This window comes from Lacinutrix sp. Hel_I_90 (assembly GCF_000934685.1).
In the GTDB taxonomy this organism is placed as follows: domain Bacteria; phylum Bacteroidota; class Bacteroidia; order Flavobacteriales; family Flavobacteriaceae; genus Lacinutrix.
In genome coordinates, this window is the sequence record NZ_JYNQ01000001.1 from 246,958 (window position 1) to 266,195 (window position 19,238).

The following is a 19,238-nucleotide window of genomic DNA, read 5'->3' on the forward strand; positions in this document are numbered from 1 at the left end:
TTCTATAGTAGCATCAATAGCAATCACTTTTATATTTCTTAAAAAGCGTCTTATATTAAACGTTATAGTAATCGTGGTTGATTTTCTAGCCATTATTTTGTAATAACGATGCGGGAAATAGTTCTGGAAATCAAAATGCAGAGCATCAAGAACCAGAACTTTAGGAAGAAATGCCTATGACCTGCGATAGTTTTAGTTAAAAGAAAATAAAAAGGGCTACTGGCTATCGGAATATAGAATTGCCATTTAGTAGTATATCATGCCTATTGTCAACATCAGTAACTGTAAAGAATCAAGGCTTTTCTTATTTCTTAGTCAAAAGGGAAACAAATGTAAATAGCATTTCGTTTGAAAAAGCAGCTTTTGAGTCTGGTATTAAATTGGATAAATACCTTTGGGTTATGTCTTTTTAAACCTTGTCAGGACAGCACTGCCATCGTTTTAAAAGGTGCTCTACTGTGGGAATGGGAATCACAGCCAGTAATGCGTTTTTTGAGAACAGTTACTTCGCCAAATGCTTCGGGAGAAAAGGAATTCCTGTCAATGGTAATTTTAGTGTATGTCTTTTCTATTTTAAATTAATGAATGCGTATTTTCATTATATTTTAATATCTTTAATTCCTTAAAAAGTTAAATACTATGATAATATTATTTGCATTAATTAGTCTTGTATTATTGGCAGCATTTTATGGTGTTGGAATTTATAATAGATTAGTAAAATTGAAAACACTTGTGGCAGAGGCTTGGAGTGGAATAGACGTGCAATTAAAAAAGCGTTATGATTTAATTCCAAACTTAATAGAAACGGTAAAAGGTTATGCGCGTCATGAGAAAGAAACCTTTGAGAATGTAACAAAAGCTAGAAGTCAAGCGCAAAACGCGACGACTGTTGAAGGGCAACAAGCTGCAGAGAATCAATTAAATAAATCTTTATTAAACTTATTTGCAGTAGCTGAGCAGTACCCGGAATTAAAAGCAAATGAGAATTTTTTGAGCTTGCAAAAGGAATTGTCTAGTATAGAAGCTGACATTGAGAAATCAAGAAGGTATTATAATGGAACCACTCGAGATTATAATATTTTAATTGATTCTTTTCCTTCAAACATTATAGCCGGAATGACTAATTTTAGTAAAGCAGAATTTTTTGAAATTGATAATCAAATAGAAAAACAGAACCCGCAAGTAAAATTTTAAGCATTGAAACAATTCTTTTTTATTATACTATTGATAACGAGCTCTTTTTCTTTGTTTGCGCAAAGTGAAAGGGTTCTTTCATTTCATTCAGATATTACAGTAGATACTTCAAGCGTAATTACTGTAAAAGAGTCCATTAAAATTTACGCGACCGGAACTGTTTTTAAAAGGGGGATTACGCGCAGCATTCCAATTGAAAGAAGAGATAGTTTGGGTCTAAAAAATAAACTGGATTATGAAATTCTATCTGTAGAAAGAGATGGTGAAGTTTCAAAATTTCATACTGAAAAAGGGAATGGTGAAATCACCATTTACGTAGGAGAAAAAAATGTTTTTTTAAATGAAGGCGAATATGACTACACGATTACTTATCGTATGAGTGGTCAAATAAGGTTTTTTAATAATTATGATGAGATTTATTGGAATGTCAATGGGTTTGGATGGGATTTTCCTGTTGATCAAGTTTCTAGTCAAGTGACACTTCCAGCAGCAGGGAGAATTATTCAAAATTCTTGTTATACCGGTAGGTATGGAAGTAGCGATACAAATTGCAGTTCAATAATTTTATCTGAGAATAGCATTCGATTTAGTGCAGATAATTTAAGTGCCGGAGAAAACCTAACTATAGCAGTAGGTTTTAATAAAGGCATTGTAAATCAACCACCGCCACCACCACCACCTACATTTTTTCAAAAGTTTGGAGCCCTTATATTAAGTGGATTACTGAGTTTTTTGCTTTTGTTTTATTACGGATTTACTTGGTTGAAGTTTGGTGTTGATCCTATGAAACCAACAGTGTACCCACAGTTTGATGTACCAGAAAAAATGACACCTGCATCTGTAGGAATGATAGATAAACAGCGCTATCATGGTGATTTGATTACAGGGTCTATTTTAAATTTGGCAGTTAAAGGCTATATTAAAATTGAAGAAGATGTTGAAGAACATATTTTTGGATTGTTCAAAAGCAAGCACTATATAATTCATAAATTAAAAGAAGATACAGGTCTTATAAATAATGAAGAAAGCGTATTGTTTTCAAAATTATTTACAACTGAATCTACCTTAGTATTAGATGGTAAATATGATAAAAAAGTAGAAAGCGCAGTTACAGCATTTAAAGCATCATTAAAAAAACAGCATAATAGTTTAATTTATCAGGGTATTAATTTGAAGTTTTGGATAGTCCCAATTTTGGCAATGGTTGCCTATGTTTTCTCATTCTTTATTCTCACTTCAGGGTATTTTGAAGGCGATAATGATGTGTCGGTGTTTTTTCTATTTATCGTTTTAAATGTGATTTTCTTTTTGATATATCAGTATTTAATTAGAAAACCTTCCATTGAAAAATTGAGACTCAAATCATTGATCGATGGATTTAAGATGTATATGAGTGCTGCAGAAGAAAAACAAATAGCCTATTTTAATCCACCAGGTTTAACACCAGAAATTTTCGAAAAACTTTTGCCTTATGCCATAGCATTGGGTGTAGAAGCTGTTTGGGGAGAAAAATTTCAAAACTTGATTAACCAATCTTTAATTGATAAAAACTACCAACCCACATGGTATGCTGGAAATATTGGAAACTTCTCAACCTTTAATCATTCATTAAATTCATCACTGTCTAATTCCATTAGCAGTTCTGCAACCCCACCATCAAGTAGCGGTAGTGGTTCTGGCGGAGGTGGTTTCTCCGGCGGCGGCGGCGGCGGCGGTGGCGGCGGAGGCTGGTAAGCACTTCTTTTAAAGCACTTTTTCAGTAAATTCAGTAATGAGGGGGTTATTTAACGTGCTTATATAATGTTTAATGGAAATACATAGTAGGTATAAAACCCTCAACAAACTATGTTTGTTTAGTTTAGTTCTTCATTAAGCTCAAACATGTTTGGGTCACTTCATAAAATAAAAAAACCACAACCAAAGTTGTGGGTTTCTTTTTGCGGAGAATGAGGGATTATGCGTTGGTACTTGTGATCCCAATTAGGAATTCCATGACAAGCATAGACCCCAACACCCCGCTGAAAAGCGCGTGGCTGGTTTTTCATTTCCAAAAATCCTATGAAGCGAGCTTCAGAACTTTTTAGAAACAAAAAACCCACAACTTTCGTTGTAGGTTTCCTTTTGCGGAGAATGAGGGATTCGAACCCCCGGAGGTGTGACCCTCAACAGTTTTCAAGACTGCCGCATTCGACCACTCTGCCAATTCTCCTTGAGTGCCTTATCAAGCTATTTGCCTGAATGCGGCTGCAAATATAGTGTCCTTTTTCATTCTTATCAAATAAAAATTAGGATTTTTTTCTAAAATTTTAGCCTAAAATCGAGATTGGTTTCATTTCAGTATTGACAGCCACGAACTTAAAGAATCCTGTAACCGTTAATTCTCTTTTGTAGCTGTACATGTTTTCCATAAAAATATCGACTTTTACAGTACAACTTGTTGTTCCAACTTCAAATATTCGTGCTATAAGCTCTACAATTGACCCTTCGGGAATGGGTTTTTCGAAATCTATTTTATCTGTAGATATGGTGACTACTTTTTTTCGGCTAAAGCGTGTGGCACAAATAAAAGAAGCTTCGTCCATCATGGCTAATGCTGTTCCGCCAAAAAGCGTGTTGTAATGGTTTGTTGTATTAGGGAATATTGCTTTAAAGATCCTGGTTTCTGAGGCATTTATTAATTCTTCAGTAGTACTCATAACTATAATAGTATCATTTTAATTTATCACTGTTTGTCATCATATATGCGAATGTAATCCTATTTTTGCATAAAGTTATAAAACTAATTTATGAATGTAATTGATGCACTAAAATGGCGTTATGCCACCAAAACATTTGATGCTAATAAAATTATTTCAGAAGAGAAACTTAATATTCTTTTAGAAGCTTTTAATTTAACGGCTACTTCTTATGGTTTACAGCCTATCAAATTGGTCGTGCTAAAAAATAAAGCGCTACAAAAACAGTTAGTTGCACATACAATGAATCAAGAGCAAGTTGCGCAAGCCTCACATATTTTGGTTTTTTGTATTGAAAGGATTGTGGATACCACAAATATTGAAAACTATTTTCAGCGTATTAAGGAGATTAGAAATACACCAGATAGTATTTTAAATCCTTTTCGGGACTTTTTGATTGAAGATTTTAAAAACAGACCTCAAGAGAATATAGCGTTATGGGCAACAAAACAGGCCTATTTGGCTATGGGTAACCTGTTAACCGTATGTGCTTTAGAACATATTGATGCCTGTCCTATGGAAGGTTTTTCACCTAAAGATTACGACACTATTTTAAACTTGAAAGAAAAGGAACTACAGTCCGTTTTAATTATGCCAATAGGTTATAGGGCTGAAGGGGATTTTATGGCCAAATTAGGAAAAGTACGTAAAGATTTAGAAGACAGTGTTATCGTGTTGTAATACAGTACTTTGGCAAGATTGTTGGTGCATTATGTTTTTTACTATTTTAAGATGAAGAGACAAATGAAAAATATAGTTTTACTTTTAGCTTTGTGTATAGGCACACTTGCTTTTTCGCAAGAAGAGGATTATTCTAACCTGAATTGGTTAACCGATTTCGATCAGGCTAAAAAAGAATCAGTGACTTCTAAAAAGCCGATCTTAATTTATTTTACGGGTAGTGATTGGTGTAAACCTTGTAAATCTTTAAAAACCGATTTTTTCAATTCGGAAGCTTTTGAAGAAAAAGCGGAACACTTTGTTTTATTACTGGTAGACATGCCAAGACGCACAGATCTTATAACTCCAGAGCAAAAAGAGAAAAATAAAATTTTAGTTAAAAAATATAATAGCGAAGGCGGTTATCCTAATATTGTAGCACTTAGTCAAGAATTAAAGGTTATCGGTGAGTTATCTGGTTATACCTTTTTACGTGAAACCGATAGACATTTTGCATTTGTAGATGCTATTATAGAAAAATATTGATGACACCTATTTTATCATATAAAGCCTTTAAACTAACCTTAGAGGCTTTTTTTATTGAGTAATTTCAGTTAATTTTGACATTAATTTAAATAATAATTATGCCAGGATTTGAACGCTTTGGAACTGAAGAACGTAAGGAATTACAAGATGTATTAGATAATGGTGTTTTAATGCGTTATGGTTTTGATGGGATGCGAAACGGACACTGGAAAGCCAAATCTTTAGAGATTGAATTGCAAAAAACATTAGAATCTAAATATGCACAATTAGTTTCTAGTGGGACTGCTGCGGTAACAGTTGCTTTAGCTAGTGCAGGAGTGGGGGCAGGAGATGAAGTGATAATGCCAACATTTACTTTTGTGGCAAGTTTTGAAGCCATCTTAATGTTAGGCGCCATTCCTGTGTTAGTAGATATAGATGATACACTAGGCTTAGACCCGAGTGCTGTTGAAGCCGCAGTTACTGAGAAAACTAAAGCCGTTATGGTGGTGCAAATGTGCGGGAGCATGGCGAATATGAATGCCTTACAGACTGTTTGTGATACTCATGGTTTAGTATTAATTGAAGATGCCTGTCAGGCTATTGGTGGGACTTATAACTCCAAACCTCTTGGAAGCGTTGGCGATTTAGGTTGTTTTTCTTTTGATTTTGTGAAGACAATAACATGCGGTGAAGGTGGTGCCGTAATTACTAATAATGAAAAGTACTATTTAAATGCAGATCACTATAGTGATCACGGCCATGATCATGTTGGAAATGATAGAGGTGCAGAAACACATCCTTTTTTGGGCTATAATTTTAGAATTTCAGAATTACATGCTGCTGTAGGTTTAGCGCAAATAAAACGCTTACCAGAATTTTTAGCGATTCAGAAAAAAAACTATACTATTTTAAGAGCAGGGCTGTCTCAAATTCCAGAAGTCACTTTTAGAACCGTACCCTCTGGTGGAGAGGAGAGTTACTCTTTTTTAAATTTCTTTTTACCAAATTTAGAAACTGCTAGAAAAACAATTGAGGCTTTTAAAAATAATGGTGTAGACGCCTGTTGGCATTACTACGATAATAGCTGGCACTATGTGCGTGAATGGAATCATTTAAAAACAGCGAAGTCGCTATTCCCTTTATCTGCTGAAATTAAAACAGCTTTGAACGCGTTGAACATGGCTTCTTTTAAGCAAAGTGATCATTATATAGGGCGCAACATTTCTTGTTTAATCAAACTGTCATGGACAGAAGAAGAGGTTAGTAGTCGTGCCGATAAAATGGTCGAAGCCATAAAAGCATCACTTTAAATCTGAAATAGAATAAACAAAACTTTTAAGGGTAGGCTAACTTCTTTTCGTAACAAAGGGATGTTAGCCTTACTTATTTTTTTTATTTACTACTGGAGATAATAAACCCAGAGATAGCAGCGAAAGCGGGTTTATGAAAATAAACACTAATCTAATGGAGTTAATATGCTACATACTCAACAATCTCTAAGCCGTAACCAATCATGCCTACACGTTTGGTTTGTTGCGAGTTAGAAATTAGTTTTAGTTTATGAATGTTTAAATCGTGCAATATTTGTGCGCCAATTCCAAAATCTTTGCTATCCATTGCAATCGCAGGTGCTTTTACAACTTCTCCGTCAACTTGCTTGTCTTTTAACAGACTTAAGCGCTTTAACAAGTTTAATGACTGTGATTGTTGGTTAATAAAGAGAATGGCGCCTTTGCTCTCTTTGTTAACGACACGAAACATGTCATCTAATTTTTTATCCGCATTATTGGTTAAAGTTCCTAAGATGTCGTTATTAACTAAAGTTGAATTTACTCTGGTTAAAATAGGCTCATTAGTTGCCCAAGTTCCTTTCGTTAAAGCAATATGTACTTGGTTATTAGTGGTTTGTTGATAAGCTCTTAATCTAAAATTCCCAAAACGTGTTTCGATATTAAAATCTTCTTTCTTTTCAATTAAAGAATCGTGATCCATTCTATAGGCCACTAAATCCTCAATAGAAACCAGTTTTAAATCAAATTTCTTTGCAACCTCAATCAGTTGCGGTAATCGTGCCATTGTTCCATCTTCGTTCATGATTTCCACGATCACACCAGCGGGTTCTAAACCTGCCAAGCGAGCAAAATCTATAGCAGCTTCTGTATGACCTGTACGGCGAAGTACACCACCTTCTTTTGCTACCAAAGGGAAAATATGACCTGGTCTTGCTAAATCAAAGGGTTTGGTTTCTTTATTTACTAAGGCTTGAATTGTTAATGCGCGATCACTGGCAGAAATACCTGTGGTTACACCATTACCTTTCAAATCTACCGAGACGGTAAACGCGGTTTCCAAAGGATCTGTATTATTGGTCACCATCATTTGTAGACCTAAATCTTTACAATGATTTTCAGTTAAAGGTGCACAAATTAAACCACGGCCATGAGTCGCCATGAAATTAATCATTTCTGGTGTTACTAATTCTGCAGCAGCTAAGAAATCACCTTCATTTTCTCTATCTTCATCATCAACAACAATTATTACTTTCCCAGCTTTAATATCGTTGATTGCTTCTTGAATGGTATTTAATTTAAAAGCCACTTTTGATTCGGTTTTAGTAATCATTTCAATACTTTTTTTAATACAGCGCAAAGATATTGCTTATTTGCGATTTTTAAGTTGAATAAAGATTTGATTTTTTGATTTTTGAATAGATAAAATATTTTATAGGTGTTGAAAACACTTTTATGATTGTCGTTTACTTTTTATAAAATAGAACAGACTAACAAGCGCCAAAATACCACTGAGTTGCATTACAACTGAAGCAAATTGTGGTCGTTTATTATTTGTGAAGACAAAATAAAGGATAAAACAAATGAAAGCAAAAACGAAAGTTATTACGGCCGTTTTAAATAATGAATTTTGCGCTTTATTTGTTGGTTTTGTTTTAATTTTTCCTTCGGAAGCACTAGCTAAGGATGTGGTATTCGCAGAGTCTTCAATAATTAATTCTTTATTCTCAATGCGTTTGCTTTTTATAAAATAAAATAGACTAACGACTACTAAAACGCCACTTAGCTGCATTAAAATTGTGGCAAATTGCGGTAATTTATTGTTAGCGAAAACAAAATAAAGAACAAAGCAAATGAGACCGAAAACGAAAGTTATTATAGCTGTTTTAAATAATGATTGATATTCTTTGTTTGCTATTATAGTTCTTGTTTTAGAAGGAACCTTTAAAGTTCCAGTAACAATAGTATCGTCATCATCTTCTTTAATGATTAGTTTTTTGTTTCCAAAACGCGAATGGTACCAATTTTTTACAGGAATAGTAATATGATCAAATTCAAAAAGACCACGATCAGCAGTCGCCCTAGTGGTCAAATAAATACTTAACGGCAGCATAATTAACGTAGAGAACCAAGTGGCTAATGCAGGGTTAAAAGACCCGTCTTTTGCACTGTTTTTGGCAAAAATACCAATAAAGTGATAGCTTAAAAATAAGACAATCGCAATCACCATTGGTAAGCCCAAACCGCCTTTTCTAATTAAGGCACCAAGTGGAGCACCAACAAAAAATAAGATAATACAAGCAATAGATAAAGCAAATTTTTCGTGCATTGCCATAATGTGCTTATTGAGCCAAATAGTCTCACCCTTAATATTATTTTGTTTAGCAACGATAATCTGATTGGTACTTGAGGATGCATTAATGGCATAATCCAGCAATTGTACTTGACGCTTAGTTTCAAATAAATCCAGAATATTACCTTTAAATATACTGTCTTTTTTTGCGTTAACCGTTAGGTTTAAAGTCGCTATATTAGAACGATTGTATAATGTTTCACCAAATTGCTCATAACTTCTATGCCGTTCCGTAATTAAAGAATCTGTAGTAGTATCTAATTCTGAAATAGATAGCATGGTATATTTACTGTCAAAACTTTTATCCTCTAAATCAACAGTATTTAATTTTGATAAGTCTAGATTTATAGTATATTCTTTAAAGGTACTTTTTACATGGGGATTCTTTTTTCGCTCTTGGACTTTTTTTGGAGGGGTGTCATCGTAATAATAACCATCAAAGAGAATTAATTTTAAAACTTCAGAATCCTCAGCACTTGCTAATTTTCCTGTTTTTGCTATGATTACCGTATGATTCCCCGGTATTCTAGTCTGCCCCTTATGGATGACTACTTTTTTTAATAGCCTGCCTTCAGGACCATACTTATCTTCAACTTTAATATTAAAATTGTCCCCAAGTTGGTTAAACTGACCTTTTGCAATAAATTGCTGTGGCTTTACTTTGGCAATGTTCTTTCGCAAATTATAACTTTCAAATTCTGCTCTAGGAATCACATTATTAGTAAAAAAGAAGGTGGTTATGGCTAGTAGTACAATAAATATGCTCAATCCCGCCATGGCACGCTGTAAGGAAATACCTGTAGACTTCATGGCGGCAAACTCATAGTTTTCAGCAAAATTGCCAAAGACCATGATAGATGCTAATAAGATAGTAAGCGGCAGAATTAAAGGAATAAGAGTAGGCGTGATGTAAAATAAAAATTTTAAAACGGTCGAAACATCTAAATCTTTACCTGCTAATTCTTTGATGTATAGCCAAATAGCCTGTAATACAAAAATCAGCATGAGAATAACAAACACGCTGATAAAAGTTTTAAGATAAGACGATAATATGTATCTATCCAGTATTTTCACTAAGGAACCTAGTCTAGTTTATTGATGTAGTAATCTTTATACTTACTCTCGTCAAAAGTAAACAAGGTTTTCGAGATAGTCTCGTTTGTTTTAAAAGAATTAACAGTTAATGTTGTTTTTGTCCCATTATTACCAATTTCTATAAGGTTGTAAATGTGCTTGGTTTGTGCATCTATACCTAAGAGGATATATTTAATGGTTGAATTTGAATCTATTGGAATCAATTTTACATACTGAATTTGACGCCCTCTTACATTTTGAACAATATCCATTTTGTAACTAAAACCGTCTTCATAAAAAGACAACATTTTACTTGGTGTAATCGTGCCTGAATCTTCACCATTTTCTGTAGATATTGTCACCTCTTCATCATCTGGACTTATAGTGTATAGTTTTTTACCATCAAAAACTCTTGTTGCGCCTAAAATATTTAAATGGTATTTGTCACCTTTCATAGTGACGTCTCCTCTTGTCTCTTGTTTAATATTTTCTGCAGTGTTTTCTAAAACGTATTTAAAATCGATTGCAATATTATCGTAACTTTTAACTTTTGTTGAAACTTCAGATAAAAGTGTTTTTGCCTTCGCATCATTTTGAGCAAAAAGGGTCGCGCTTGTCATTAATAACAATAGTAATAGTTTTTTCATGGTAAATTTTAATTTGCTATTTCCACTTAAGTAGAAATTTTATGTTGTTTTAATAAATTATTGGCCTTCGTTTTCTAATAATTGGTCGAGAGCTACTAAATCTGTAATTAGTACTTGTCTTGCTTTACTGCCTTCGAATCCTCCAACAATACCTGCAGCTTCTAATTGGTCAATAATACGACCTGCTCGGTTATAACCTAGTTTAAGTTTACGTTGCAATAAAGATGCCGAACCTTGCTGTGCTGTAACAATAATTTCGGCAGCGTCTCTAAATAATTTGTCTCTTTCTGATATATCTATATCAAGACTCGTGCCACCTTCTTCAGCTTCATATTCAGGCAATAAATAAGCATCTGGATAGGCTTTTTGTGAGCCAATAAAATCGACTATTCTTTCTACTTCTGGTGTGTCTACAAATGCACATTGTATTCGAATCATATCATTACCCTGTGTATATAACATATCTCCACGACCAATAAGTTGATCTGCGCCGCCAGCATCCAAAATGGTACGGGAGTCAATTTTACTGGATACTCGAAAGGCTATACGTGCAGGGAAATTGGCTTTAATAATACCCGTAATAACATTAACCGACGGCCGTTGAGTCGCAATAATTAAATGAATGCCAATAGCACGAGCCAATTGTGCTAAACGTGCTACAGGAGTTTCAACCTCTTTACCGGCAGTCATAATTAAATCGGCAAACTCATCGACCACCAAAACGATATATGGTAAGTACGCATGCCCGTCATTAGGATTTAACTTACGGTCTTTAAATTTTTTATTATATTCTACTATGTTACGACATAAGGCATTTTTAAGCATTTCATAACGATTATCCATTTCAATACACAATGAATTAAGGGTATTAATTACTTTGGTATTATCAGTTATGATCGCTTCTGCTTCCCCAGGCAATTTTGCTAAATAATGACGTTCAATTTTATTAAATAACGTTAATTCAACCTTTTTAGGGTCGACTAATACAAACTTTACTTCAGCAGGATGCTTTTTATATAAAAGAGAGGTTAGTACTGCATTTAACCCTACCGATTTTCCTTGACCAGTTGCACCAGCCATTAATAGGTGAGGCATTTTTGCTAAATCAATAACTAAAGTTTCATTACTAATGGTTTTACCTATCGCGATAGGTAAGTGCATATCTGTTTTTTGAAACTTTTGAGAGGCAATAACAGAGCGCATAGAAACGACTGTTGCATTTTTATTAGGTACTTCAATACCAATGGTTCCTTTTCCGGGAATTGGAGCAATAATTCTAATGCCAAGTGCAGAGAGTGATAAGGCAATATCATCTTCTAAGTTTTTTATTTTAGAAATGCGAATACCAGCATCTGGTACAATTTCGTATAATGTAACGGTAGGACCAATAGTCGCCTTGATACTGGCAATACCAATTTTGTAGTTGTTTAGGGTTTCTACAATTCGGTTTTTATTTTCTTCTAGCTCTTCTTGATTTATAGTAACTCCTTCGTTTTCGTATTTTTTTAATAAGTCTAAAGGTGGAAATTGATAATTACTTAATTCCAATGTAGGATCAAATTCTCCAAAATCTGCTACTAATTTATCTGAAAGATTATCTGTTTCAGATTTCTCCTCTATTATTTTTTCAACTTCTATGTCTAAGCTTTCTTCGTCTTCTTCCTCTTCTTTCGGAATTTCAATTTCCAAGGCTGCAGAAGTTGATTCGGTTTTTAGAGTCTCCGTTAGATCCACTTTGGAAGGCTTGGAAGTGGTAGGGTCAAGCGTTTCAGAATTGCTTTCGAAAGCTGCTTTTATAGCTTCGGCTTCATCAGTTAATGCATTGTCAACAGGTACAAAAACGTTACCTGAAGCATCCCTGAACTCCGTTTTGATTTCTTTTTTTGCACTTCTAAATAAAGAGCCAATGCGCTCTGGTGTGAATTTAAACCGTATAGCCAGATACGTTATAAGCACGAAAATAAGTAATAAAATAATACCCACTTTACCAACATAATCCTGTAAGTAACTATTAAGTTCAAAGCCAATGGTGCCACTTAGATAATCACTTAATGGTGCTGCAAATGCTAATAACACTGAGAGCCAAATCACAATTATAATGCCCCAAATCCAGTGCTGTAGTAGTTTTTCTTTTTTTAAGTCTAATAAAATATAGACTCCAGATAAAAAAACCAATCCAGAAAAGATAAATGAAGGTGCTCCAAAACCTTTATAAATAAAGAAATCGCCTAACCAATTGCCAAGTACTTTTGCCCAGTTTTGTGTTTCAGAGGTACGGGACGGAAATTCACTTAACAAGCTTTGGTCTGCCTTACCTGTAAATAGATAAGAGAGAAATGCAATAAAAAGCATGACACCACAAAGCACTAATAAGCTACCAAAAATAAGTTTTTGCTGACTTGATAATTTAAAGCTTGGTTTTTTTAATTTGGGTGCTGCTTTCTTTTTCGTTGTCTTTTTCGCTTTCGCCATTATCAGTTTTTAGTATGAAACAAAAATACAAATTACTAACGTTTATCCTAATTAGTAATTGTGTTTAAAATATCTTAGGGATATAAATAATGCAGCCTACGACAACAGCTGCAATAGCAACAATAAATACAGCACCTGCTGCCAAATCTTTTATAAGTCCAATTTTTGGGTGATATGCAGGATGAATAAAGTCGGCAATTTCTTCAATAACAGTATTAACACCCTCTACAGCCATAACAAGCGCGATCACTAAAATCTGGATACACCATTCTATACTTGATAATTCAAAGTATAATCCAGCAGCAGTAATAATAATAGCTATTACGAATTGTACTTTTAGGCTGGCCTCGGTTGTGAGTAATAAATAGGCTCCTTTAAATGCAAAACCTATGCTTTTAATTCTGTTGACTATGAAAGAATCTTTTTTTTCCATGTATATAAATAAACCTGTCATGCTATTAAACGCGACAGGTTATAATTTATTGAATTTAGTATTATTTATTCATCTAATAAAGCATACAATGATGCTTTATAGTTTGGTTCATCTGCAACCTCTTGAACTTGTTCAGTATATTTAACAATACCATTTTCATCTAAAACCACTACACAACGCGAATGTAACCCTTCAAAAGCACCACTGGTGAACTCTAAACCATAAGTTTTACCAAAGTCTCCAGTTTTAAAATCTGATAACATTACAACATTGTCTAAGCCTTCTGCTCCACAAAAGCGTGCTTGTGCAAAAGGCAAATCTCTTGAGATACATAATACTTTAGTATTCTCCATGGCTACTGCTTGTTTATTAAACTCTCGAACAGATTGCGCACAGGTACCTGTGTCTACACTTGGAAATATATTTAATACGACTTTATGTCCTTCGAAATCTGATAATTTTTGAGTTGATAAATCACTTACCGTTAAGGTGAAGTCTGGGGCTTTTTTACCTATTTCCGGAAGGCTTCCAGACGTTTCAACTGCTGTTCCTCCTAATGTTATTTCTGCCATCTTTATTTGTTTTTATTAAGTTATAAAATTAAGAATAATTAGAGTTTTAAACTATTTTTTCAGTTTTTTGTTTGTAATACAAAAGACTGATAATTAATAAGTTAATTGATTTGGTGTCGTTAATATATTGTTAAAGCCTAAATAAGCAAAAACCGACTTGAGTAGAACTTCGTTTATGTCACTGAAACAATAAAATAACAATTTTAAAAAAACTTCAAAATTATGAAAACATCAAAATTAATTAAATCAGCGGTATTTACAATGGCAATTTTCACAGCTATTAGTGGTTTTTCTCAAGAGAAAATGACGAAAGAACAAACCGTAATGGTGGGCGGGGCAGCCATGTATCCAAGTAAAAATATTGTAGAAAATGCAGTTAATTCAAAAGACCATACCACCCTAGTAGCAGCCGTAAAAGCAGCAGAATTAGTAGATGTGTTGGTTAGCGAAGGACCTTTCACTGTTTTTGCACCAACAAATGATGCTTTTGCAAAATTACCAGATGGTACCGTTGAAACCTTACTAAAGCCAGAAAACAAAAAAACACTTCAAACCGTATTAACATACCACGTGGTTTCTGGAAAGTTGAGTGCTAAATCTATTTTAAAACAAATTAAAAAAGGAAATGGAAAAGCTGAAATTAAAACAGTAAGCGGAGGCGTTATTATGGCCTGGTTAAAAGGAGAAGACGTTTATATTTCAGATGAAAATGGTAACTCAGCAAAAGTTACTATTGCAGATGTTAACCAATCGAACGGTGTGATTCATGTTATTGATACTGTATTATTACCAAAATCATAAGACTGCTAAGTAAATTACCATTAATTTAAAAAAGCCACTTCAATTTGAAGTGGCTTTTTTTTTATATAATTTTTTTTATAACGCGTAGTTTATGAGTATGCATTCGCGTGTCCACATTATAAATACCAGAATGATCTAAACGGTCAATACGTACTTTACCATGGGCATGAATAATGTAGTTATCTCTCATAATAATACCTACGTGTGTAATAGTACCCTCTGCATTATCAAAAAAGGCCAAATCCCCTGGCTCACTTTCTTCTATAAAACTCAAAGCTTCCCCTTGAGAGGCTTGTTGCGAAGCATCGCGTAATATTTTGTAGCCATTCAATTTGTAAACCATTTGTGTAAATCCAGAACAGTCAATACCAAAAGGCGTTTTTCCTCCCCAAAGGTAAGGCGCGTTTAAATAAGAAAAAGCAGTATTTACAAGGGCTTCTTTTTTTTGTTTTATGTTAGAAGAATGGCCTTCAAAATGATGATTTAAAAGTTGTAATCCGTTTAAAGAGGACCCCAAAGGAATAGAATATAATTGCTTATGGTCGTCTTCAACACATTCAACCAGGTCTGTAGACAGTATTGGTATTTCTTGGTTGATGATACTATAAGCTTCTTTTGAAATTTCTAAATACTGCTTTTGATCTATCCAGCCCTCATATTTATCAAATGCTAAACGGATTTTACACCAAGACTTACGTGCTTCTAAGATTTTAAAAATATCACCATACAACACTTGCGAAACCATTTCGCTAGTATCAGCTGCTTCAAGTCTTAAAGGAACAATGCTTAAGTTGCAAATGCCGTATTGCATTAATATACCAGATTTAATTACGTTCTATAACAACTGCAGAGGCACCACCACCACCATTACAAATAGCAGCAGCTCCAATTTTAGCGTCATTTTGTTCTAAAACATTAAGCAATGTAATAAGGATTCTAACACCAGAACAACCTAATGGATGGCCTAATGATACGGCCCCACCATTAACGTTAACATTGCTGTCATGTAAGCCTAATAATTTCATGTTTGCTAATCCTACAACAGCAAAGGCTTCATTAAACTCAAAGAAATCTACATCTTTTATATCTATACCAGCGCGATCAAGTGCTTTAGGTAGCGCTTTAGCTGGAGCGGTTGTAAACCATTTTGGTTCTTGTGCTGCATCAGCATAGCCTTTTATTGTAGCTAAAGGTTTTAAACCTAATTCATCTGCTTTTTCTCTACTCATTAAAACCATAGCGCCCGCACCATCATTAATTGTGGATGCATTGGCAGCAGTAACCGTACCTTCTTTTGAGAAAGCAGGGCGTAAAGTTGCAATTTTATCCATTCTCACGTTGCTAAATTCTTCATCTTTGGTTACAATTATTGGCTCTCCACGACGTTGAGGGACTTCTACCGGTACAACTTCATTATTAAACCTTCCATTCTCCCATGCATCAGCAGCACGTTTGTAAGATTGTATGGCAAAAGCGTCCTGATCCTCACGTGAAAAACCATATTCAGTAGCACAAGCATCGGCACAAACCCCCATAGCATTTTGATCGTAAACATCAACTAATCCATCTTTTTGCATCCCATCTATTAAGGTCGTTGGGCCAAATTTAGTAGCGCTTCTTGCATAATAATAGTGAGGAATTAAACTCATGTTTTCCATCCCACCAGCAACAATAATATCTGCATCACCTAAAGCAATAGCTTGAGCAGCTTGCATAACGGTTTTCATACCAGAGGCACAAACTTTATTTATAGTAGTACAAGGCACTGTGTCTGGAATACCAGCAAAAATAGCAGCTTGTCTGGCAGGCGCTTGTCCTGTACCAGCTTGTACCACATTACCCATTAAAACTTCTTGAACTAGTTCTGGTTTTAGATTTATTTTATCTAATGCCCCTTTAATGGCAATGGCTCCCAGTTTTGGAGCAGGAATAGTAGATAAAGCACCTAGAAAACTTCCAATTGGAGTACGTGCTGCAGAAACAATAACAACTTCTTTATTCATGATATGAGTATAAATATAATTCGTTGCGAAATTAATGAATTTTTACTAAAAATGGGAGGCATAAATTGAATATAACTGAGAATAGAAAACAATATTTGTTACATTTGAAATTAGAAATTAATTTTCAATTCATAATGAAGGACTTAATCAATAAATTTTATAAAAATCACTCTTTAATATATAAAGTACTTCTTTTTATCTGTACCACATTTTTAATTGTTTACTTATTCCCTAAAAGTGGAAAATTTAAATACAACTTCGAAAAAGGAAAACCTTGGCAGTCTGAAACACTTTATGCGCCATTTGATTTTGCGATTCAAAAAACAGAAGAGGAGTTAACAAAAGAAAAAAATCAAATTGAAAAGAATAGTACCAAATACTTTGAACTGGATAAATCCGTAGAGCCTTTTGTGTTAAAACAATATGATAAAACTTTTAATAAAACCATTCCAGATTCCATAAGAAATGACAGATCCAGATTAAAAAGAATCGGCAAAGAAATTATTAGAGACCTTTACGACTATGGTGTGCTTAACGACATTATTACCATTAAAGACAATGCAAACATAACCATATTAGATGACCGGGTTGAAAAGAAGAAAACTGATTTTGGAAACCTTTATAATCTATCTGAGGTCAGTACAAAAATAGAATCTGAACTAAAAAAGGCTAATTTAAATGCTTATTCAAAACCGCTAACCGCTTTATTTTTTGATATTATTAAACCAAACGTAACCTATAATAAGGCTTTAACAGAAAAAGCACTTCAGGAAGCATTTGATAAAATATCTTATACAAGAGGTAGTATTGAGAAAGGGACTTTAATTATTTCTAAAGGAGAGGTTGTCGAAGGAAATAAATTTTTGATCTTAACGTCATTAAAGTCTGAATACAAGTCACAAGTTTGGAACGAATCAAATTATAATTTAATAATCTTCGCGTACACACTTCTAGTGGCTTTAGCATTATTAATGCTTTTGTTATTCTTAAGAAAATATAGGTTAACCGTATTTAATAATAATACAAAAGTCACCTTTATCTTTTTCAATATTTTATTAATGGTATTACTAACCACATTATTAGTAAATTATAATTCTCTGTATATTTATATCGTACCTATTGCAGTGTTACCACTAGTATTAAAAGCATTTTTTGATGCGCGTTTGGGTCTATTTACACACGTCATTACTGTTTTATTACTGGGTTCAATTGTACCCAACAGTTATGAATATATGTTCTTACAAATTATAGCGGGAATTGTAACGATTTTAACGGTTTCCGAATTATATAAACGGGCGAACTTATTTATTTCTGTTGGCCAGATAACCTTAGTCTATATCATTGCTTATTTTGCTTTTTTCGTTATTCATGAAGGTAGTATTGAAACGTTAAAATGGGAAACTTTTGGAACGTTTATTCTTTGCGGACTAGCGACTTTATTCGTGCAACCGCTTATTTATATCTATGAAAACCTTTTTGGTTTAGTTTCAGACGTGTCTCTTTTAGAATTGTCAGACACCAATACAAAATTATTAAAACGGCTATCAAATGAAGCGCCAGGGACGTTTCACCACTCATTAAACGTCGCAAATTTGGCTGAAGCAGCCGCCAATGAAATTGGAGCCAATGCCATGCTAATTAGGGTAGGTGCACTGTATCATGATATTGGTAAGATGAATAATCCTACGTATTTCACAGAAAATCAATCTTCAGGCTTAAATCCGCATGATGAATTATCACCAAAAGAAAGTGCTAAAATAATTACCGATCATGTTCTCGATGGTATAGAAATAGCAAAGAAAAATAACCTACCAGATCGTGTTATCGATTTTATTAGAACACACCATGGTACTAGTAGTGTCTATTATTTCTACAAGAAAGCTCAAGAGGTAAATGAAGACGTAGACCTTAAAGATTTTTCATATCCAGGGCCAAAGCCATTTAGTAAAGAGACTGCAATATTAATGATGTGTGATAGTGTTGAAGCAGCTTCTAAGAGTTTAAAAGAGCCAACATCAACAAAAATCGATAATTTTGTAGAGAATATCTTAAGTAAACAGATGGAAGACGGACAATTTTTAAATGCAAATATTACTTTTAAAGAAATTCAGGCTATAAAAAAAGTGCTAAAACGCAAGCTTGCAAATATTTACCATTTACGAATTGAATATCCCGAATAATTATTAAAAAAAAATAAATAAATTTGTTGCGTTATATAAGATGTTATCTTACATTTGCATCCGCAATTATAGCATAGTTCATATACAATTGGAGAGGTGCCTGAGTGGCCGAAAGGAGCGGTTTGCTAAATCGTCGTAGGTGGAAACACTTACCCAGGGTTCGAATCCCTGTCTCTCCGCAATATTAGATAACCAGAATCGGGGTGTAGCGTAGCCCGGTTATCGCGCCGCGTTTGGGACGCGGAGGTCGCAGGTTCGAATCCTGCCACCCCGACTTTTTAGTTTGAAAATCAATTT

General features: G+C 34.0%; 17 protein-coding genes and 3 tRNA genes. 10 read left to right on the forward strand and 10 right to left on the reverse strand.

The window, feature by feature from the left end; translation table 11 throughout:
• Positions 1–348: 348 nt before the first annotated feature.
• The 3 genes from GQ46_RS17515 to GQ46_RS01085 are packed head-to-tail and all read left to right on the forward strand — an operon-like array spanning position 349 to position 2,928.
• Positions 349–582 carry a hypothetical protein gene (locus GQ46_RS17515; protein ID WP_156133064.1) on the forward strand — a complete coding sequence of 78 codons (234 nt, stop codon included), beginning with the start codon at positions 349–351 and terminating at the stop codon, positions 580–582.
• A 57-nt stretch (positions 583–639) separates the two neighbouring features.
• On the forward strand, positions 640–1,194 hold the full coding sequence (locus GQ46_RS01080; RefSeq protein ID WP_044397569.1) for a LemA family protein: 555 nt from the start codon (positions 640–642) through the stop codon (positions 1,192–1,194).
• Positions 1,195–1,197: 3 nt separating this feature from the next.
• Positions 1,198–2,928, forward strand: a complete 1,731-nt coding sequence (locus tag GQ46_RS01085; RefSeq protein ID WP_044397571.1) for a DUF2207 domain-containing protein — start codon at positions 1,198–1,200, stop codon at positions 2,926–2,928.
• Positions 2,929–3,318: 390 nt separating this feature from the next.
• On the opposite strand, the gene GQ46_RS01095 is transcribed toward GQ46_RS01085, so the two are convergent.
• Together GQ46_RS01095 and GQ46_RS01100 are read right to left on the reverse strand one after the other, a co-directional pair.
• Positions 3,319–3,403, reverse strand: a tRNA-Ser gene (locus tag GQ46_RS01095).
• A gap of 97 nt (positions 3,404–3,500) precedes the next feature.
• The gene (locus GQ46_RS01100) at positions 3,501–3,890 is read right to left on the reverse strand and encodes an acyl-CoA thioesterase (RefSeq protein WP_044397576.1); all 390 of its coding nucleotides are present in this window, start codon (positions 3,888–3,890) and stop codon (positions 3,501–3,503) included.
• A gap of 90 nt (positions 3,891–3,980) precedes the next feature.
• Between GQ46_RS01100 and GQ46_RS01105 the strand changes: the two genes are divergently transcribed.
• The 3 genes from GQ46_RS01105 (at position 3,981) to GQ46_RS01115 (ending at position 6,427) form a co-directional block, all read left to right on the forward strand.
• On the forward strand, positions 3,981–4,610 hold the full coding sequence (locus GQ46_RS01105) for an NAD(P)H-dependent oxidoreductase (RefSeq protein ID WP_044397579.1): 630 nt from the start codon (positions 3,981–3,983) through the stop codon (positions 4,608–4,610).
• Between the two features lie 63 nt (positions 4,611–4,673).
• Positions 4,674–5,135 (forward strand): thioredoxin family protein, encoded by a 462-nt coding sequence (locus GQ46_RS01110; protein ID WP_044397581.1) that lies wholly within the window; start codon positions 4,674–4,676, stop codon positions 5,133–5,135.
• 98 nt (positions 5,136–5,233) lie between these two features.
• On the forward strand, positions 5,234–6,427 hold the full coding sequence (locus GQ46_RS01115; protein ID WP_044397583.1) for a DegT/DnrJ/EryC1/StrS aminotransferase family protein: 1,194 nt from the start codon (positions 5,234–5,236) through the stop codon (positions 6,425–6,427).
• A gap of 160 nt (positions 6,428–6,587) precedes the next feature.
• Here the strand turns inward: GQ46_RS01115 and ribB are convergent, their stop codons facing one another.
• From ribB to tpx, 6 genes are all read right to left on the reverse strand, one after another.
• Positions 6,588–7,739, reverse strand: a complete 1,152-nt coding sequence (ribB, locus tag GQ46_RS01120) for a 3,4-dihydroxy-2-butanone-4-phosphate synthase (RefSeq protein ID WP_044397585.1) — start codon at positions 7,737–7,739, stop codon at positions 6,588–6,590.
• 120 nt (positions 7,740–7,859) lie between these two features.
• The gene (locus tag GQ46_RS01125) at positions 7,860–9,833 is read right to left on the reverse strand and encodes an LptF/LptG family permease (RefSeq protein WP_082041689.1); all 1,974 of its coding nucleotides are present in this window, start codon (positions 9,831–9,833) and stop codon (positions 7,860–7,862) included.
• An 8-nt stretch (positions 9,834–9,841) separates the two neighbouring features.
• Complete coding sequence (locus GQ46_RS01130; protein ID WP_044397587.1) at positions 9,842–10,480, reverse strand: outer membrane lipoprotein carrier protein LolA; 639 nt, start codon at positions 10,478–10,480, stop codon at positions 9,842–9,844.
• A 57-nt stretch (positions 10,481–10,537) separates the two neighbouring features.
• Complete coding sequence (locus GQ46_RS01135) at positions 10,538–12,952, reverse strand: DNA translocase FtsK (protein ID WP_044397590.1); 2,415 nt, start codon at positions 12,950–12,952, stop codon at positions 10,538–10,540.
• A 64-nt stretch (positions 12,953–13,016) separates the two neighbouring features.
• Positions 13,017–13,385 (reverse strand): diacylglycerol kinase, encoded by a 369-nt coding sequence (locus tag GQ46_RS01140; protein WP_044397592.1) that lies wholly within the window; start codon positions 13,383–13,385, stop codon positions 13,017–13,019.
• A 65-nt stretch (positions 13,386–13,450) separates the two neighbouring features.
• The gene (gene tpx, locus GQ46_RS01145) at positions 13,451–13,957 is read right to left on the reverse strand and encodes a thiol peroxidase (protein ID WP_044397594.1); all 507 of its coding nucleotides are present in this window, start codon (positions 13,955–13,957) and stop codon (positions 13,451–13,453) included.
• 222 nt (positions 13,958–14,179) lie between these two features.
• Here tpx and GQ46_RS01150 point away from each other — a divergent pair, with 222 nt between their 5' ends.
• Entirely contained in the window at positions 14,180–14,758 is a 579-nt protein-coding gene (locus GQ46_RS01150) for a fasciclin domain-containing protein (RefSeq protein ID WP_044397596.1), read from the forward strand.
• Between the two features lie 61 nt (positions 14,759–14,819).
• On the opposite strand, the gene GQ46_RS01155 is transcribed toward GQ46_RS01150, so the two are convergent.
• Both GQ46_RS01155 and GQ46_RS01160 read right to left on the reverse strand, forming a co-directional pair.
• Positions 14,820–15,569 carry a C40 family peptidase gene (locus tag GQ46_RS01155; RefSeq protein ID WP_044397598.1) on the reverse strand — a complete coding sequence of 250 codons (750 nt, stop codon included), beginning with the start codon at positions 15,567–15,569 and terminating at the stop codon, positions 14,820–14,822.
• A 13-nt stretch (positions 15,570–15,582) separates the two neighbouring features.
• Positions 15,583–16,761, reverse strand: coding sequence for an acetyl-CoA C-acyltransferase (locus GQ46_RS01160; protein ID WP_044397600.1), 1,179 nt, complete (start codon positions 16,759–16,761; stop codon positions 15,583–15,585).
• A 134-nt stretch (positions 16,762–16,895) separates the two neighbouring features.
• Between GQ46_RS01160 and GQ46_RS01165 the strand changes: the two genes are divergently transcribed.
• From GQ46_RS01165 to GQ46_RS01175, 3 genes are all read left to right on the forward strand, one after another.
• Positions 16,896–18,941: an HD family phosphohydrolase gene (locus GQ46_RS01165; protein ID WP_044397602.1), complete on the forward strand. Its 2,046-nt coding sequence runs from the start codon at positions 16,896–16,898 to the stop codon at positions 18,939–18,941.
• A gap of 90 nt (positions 18,942–19,031) precedes the next feature.
• Positions 19,032–19,120, forward strand: a tRNA-Ser gene (locus tag GQ46_RS01170).
• 20 nt (positions 19,121–19,140) lie between these two features.
• Positions 19,141–19,215: transfer RNA gene (locus tag GQ46_RS01175), tRNA-Pro, on the forward strand.
• Positions 19,216–19,238 lie beyond the last annotated feature (23 nt).

Bases quoted from the DNA above. Each gene is read 5' to 3' on its own strand.
- GQ46_RS01160 (WP_044397600.1), bottom strand. From the start codon at position 16,761: ATGAATAAAGAAGTTGTTATTGTTTCTGCAGCACGTACTCCAATTGGA.
- GQ46_RS01165 (WP_044397602.1), top strand. From the start codon at position 16,896: ATGAAGGACTTAATCAATAAATTTTATAAAAATCACTCTTTAATATAT.
- GQ46_RS01100 (WP_044397576.1), bottom strand. From the start codon at position 3,890: ATGAGTACTACTGAAGAATTAATAAATGCCTCAGAAACCAGGATCTTT.
- GQ46_RS01155 (WP_044397598.1), bottom strand. From the start codon at position 15,569: ATGCAATACGGCATTTGCAACTTAAGCATTGTTCCTTTAAGACTTGAA.
- GQ46_RS01135 (WP_044397590.1), bottom strand. From the start codon at position 12,952: ATGGCGAAAGCGAAAAAGACAACGAAAAAGAAAGCAGCACCCAAATTA.
- GQ46_RS01080 (WP_044397569.1), top strand. From the start codon at position 640: ATGATAATATTATTTGCATTAATTAGTCTTGTATTATTGGCAGCATTT.
- GQ46_RS01150 (WP_044397596.1), top strand. From the start codon at position 14,180: ATGAAAACATCAAAATTAATTAAATCAGCGGTATTTACAATGGCAATT.
- GQ46_RS01110 (WP_044397581.1), top strand. From the start codon at position 4,674: ATGAAAAATATAGTTTTACTTTTAGCTTTGTGTATAGGCACACTTGCT.
- GQ46_RS01130 (WP_044397587.1), bottom strand. From the start codon at position 10,480: ATGAAAAAACTATTACTATTGTTATTAATGACAAGCGCGACCCTTTTT.
- GQ46_RS01105 (WP_044397579.1), top strand. From the start codon at position 3,981: ATGAATGTAATTGATGCACTAAAATGGCGTTATGCCACCAAAACATTT.
- ribB (WP_044397585.1), bottom strand. From the start codon at position 7,739: ATGATTACTAAAACCGAATCAAAAGTGGCTTTTAAATTAAATACCATT.
- GQ46_RS01115 (WP_044397583.1), top strand. From the start codon at position 5,234: ATGCCAGGATTTGAACGCTTTGGAACTGAAGAACGTAAGGAATTACAA.
- GQ46_RS01140 (WP_044397592.1), bottom strand. From the start codon at position 13,385: ATGGAAAAAAAAGATTCTTTCATAGTCAACAGAATTAAAAGCATAGGT.
- tpx (WP_044397594.1), bottom strand. From the start codon at position 13,957: ATGGCAGAAATAACATTAGGAGGAACAGCAGTTGAAACGTCTGGAAGC.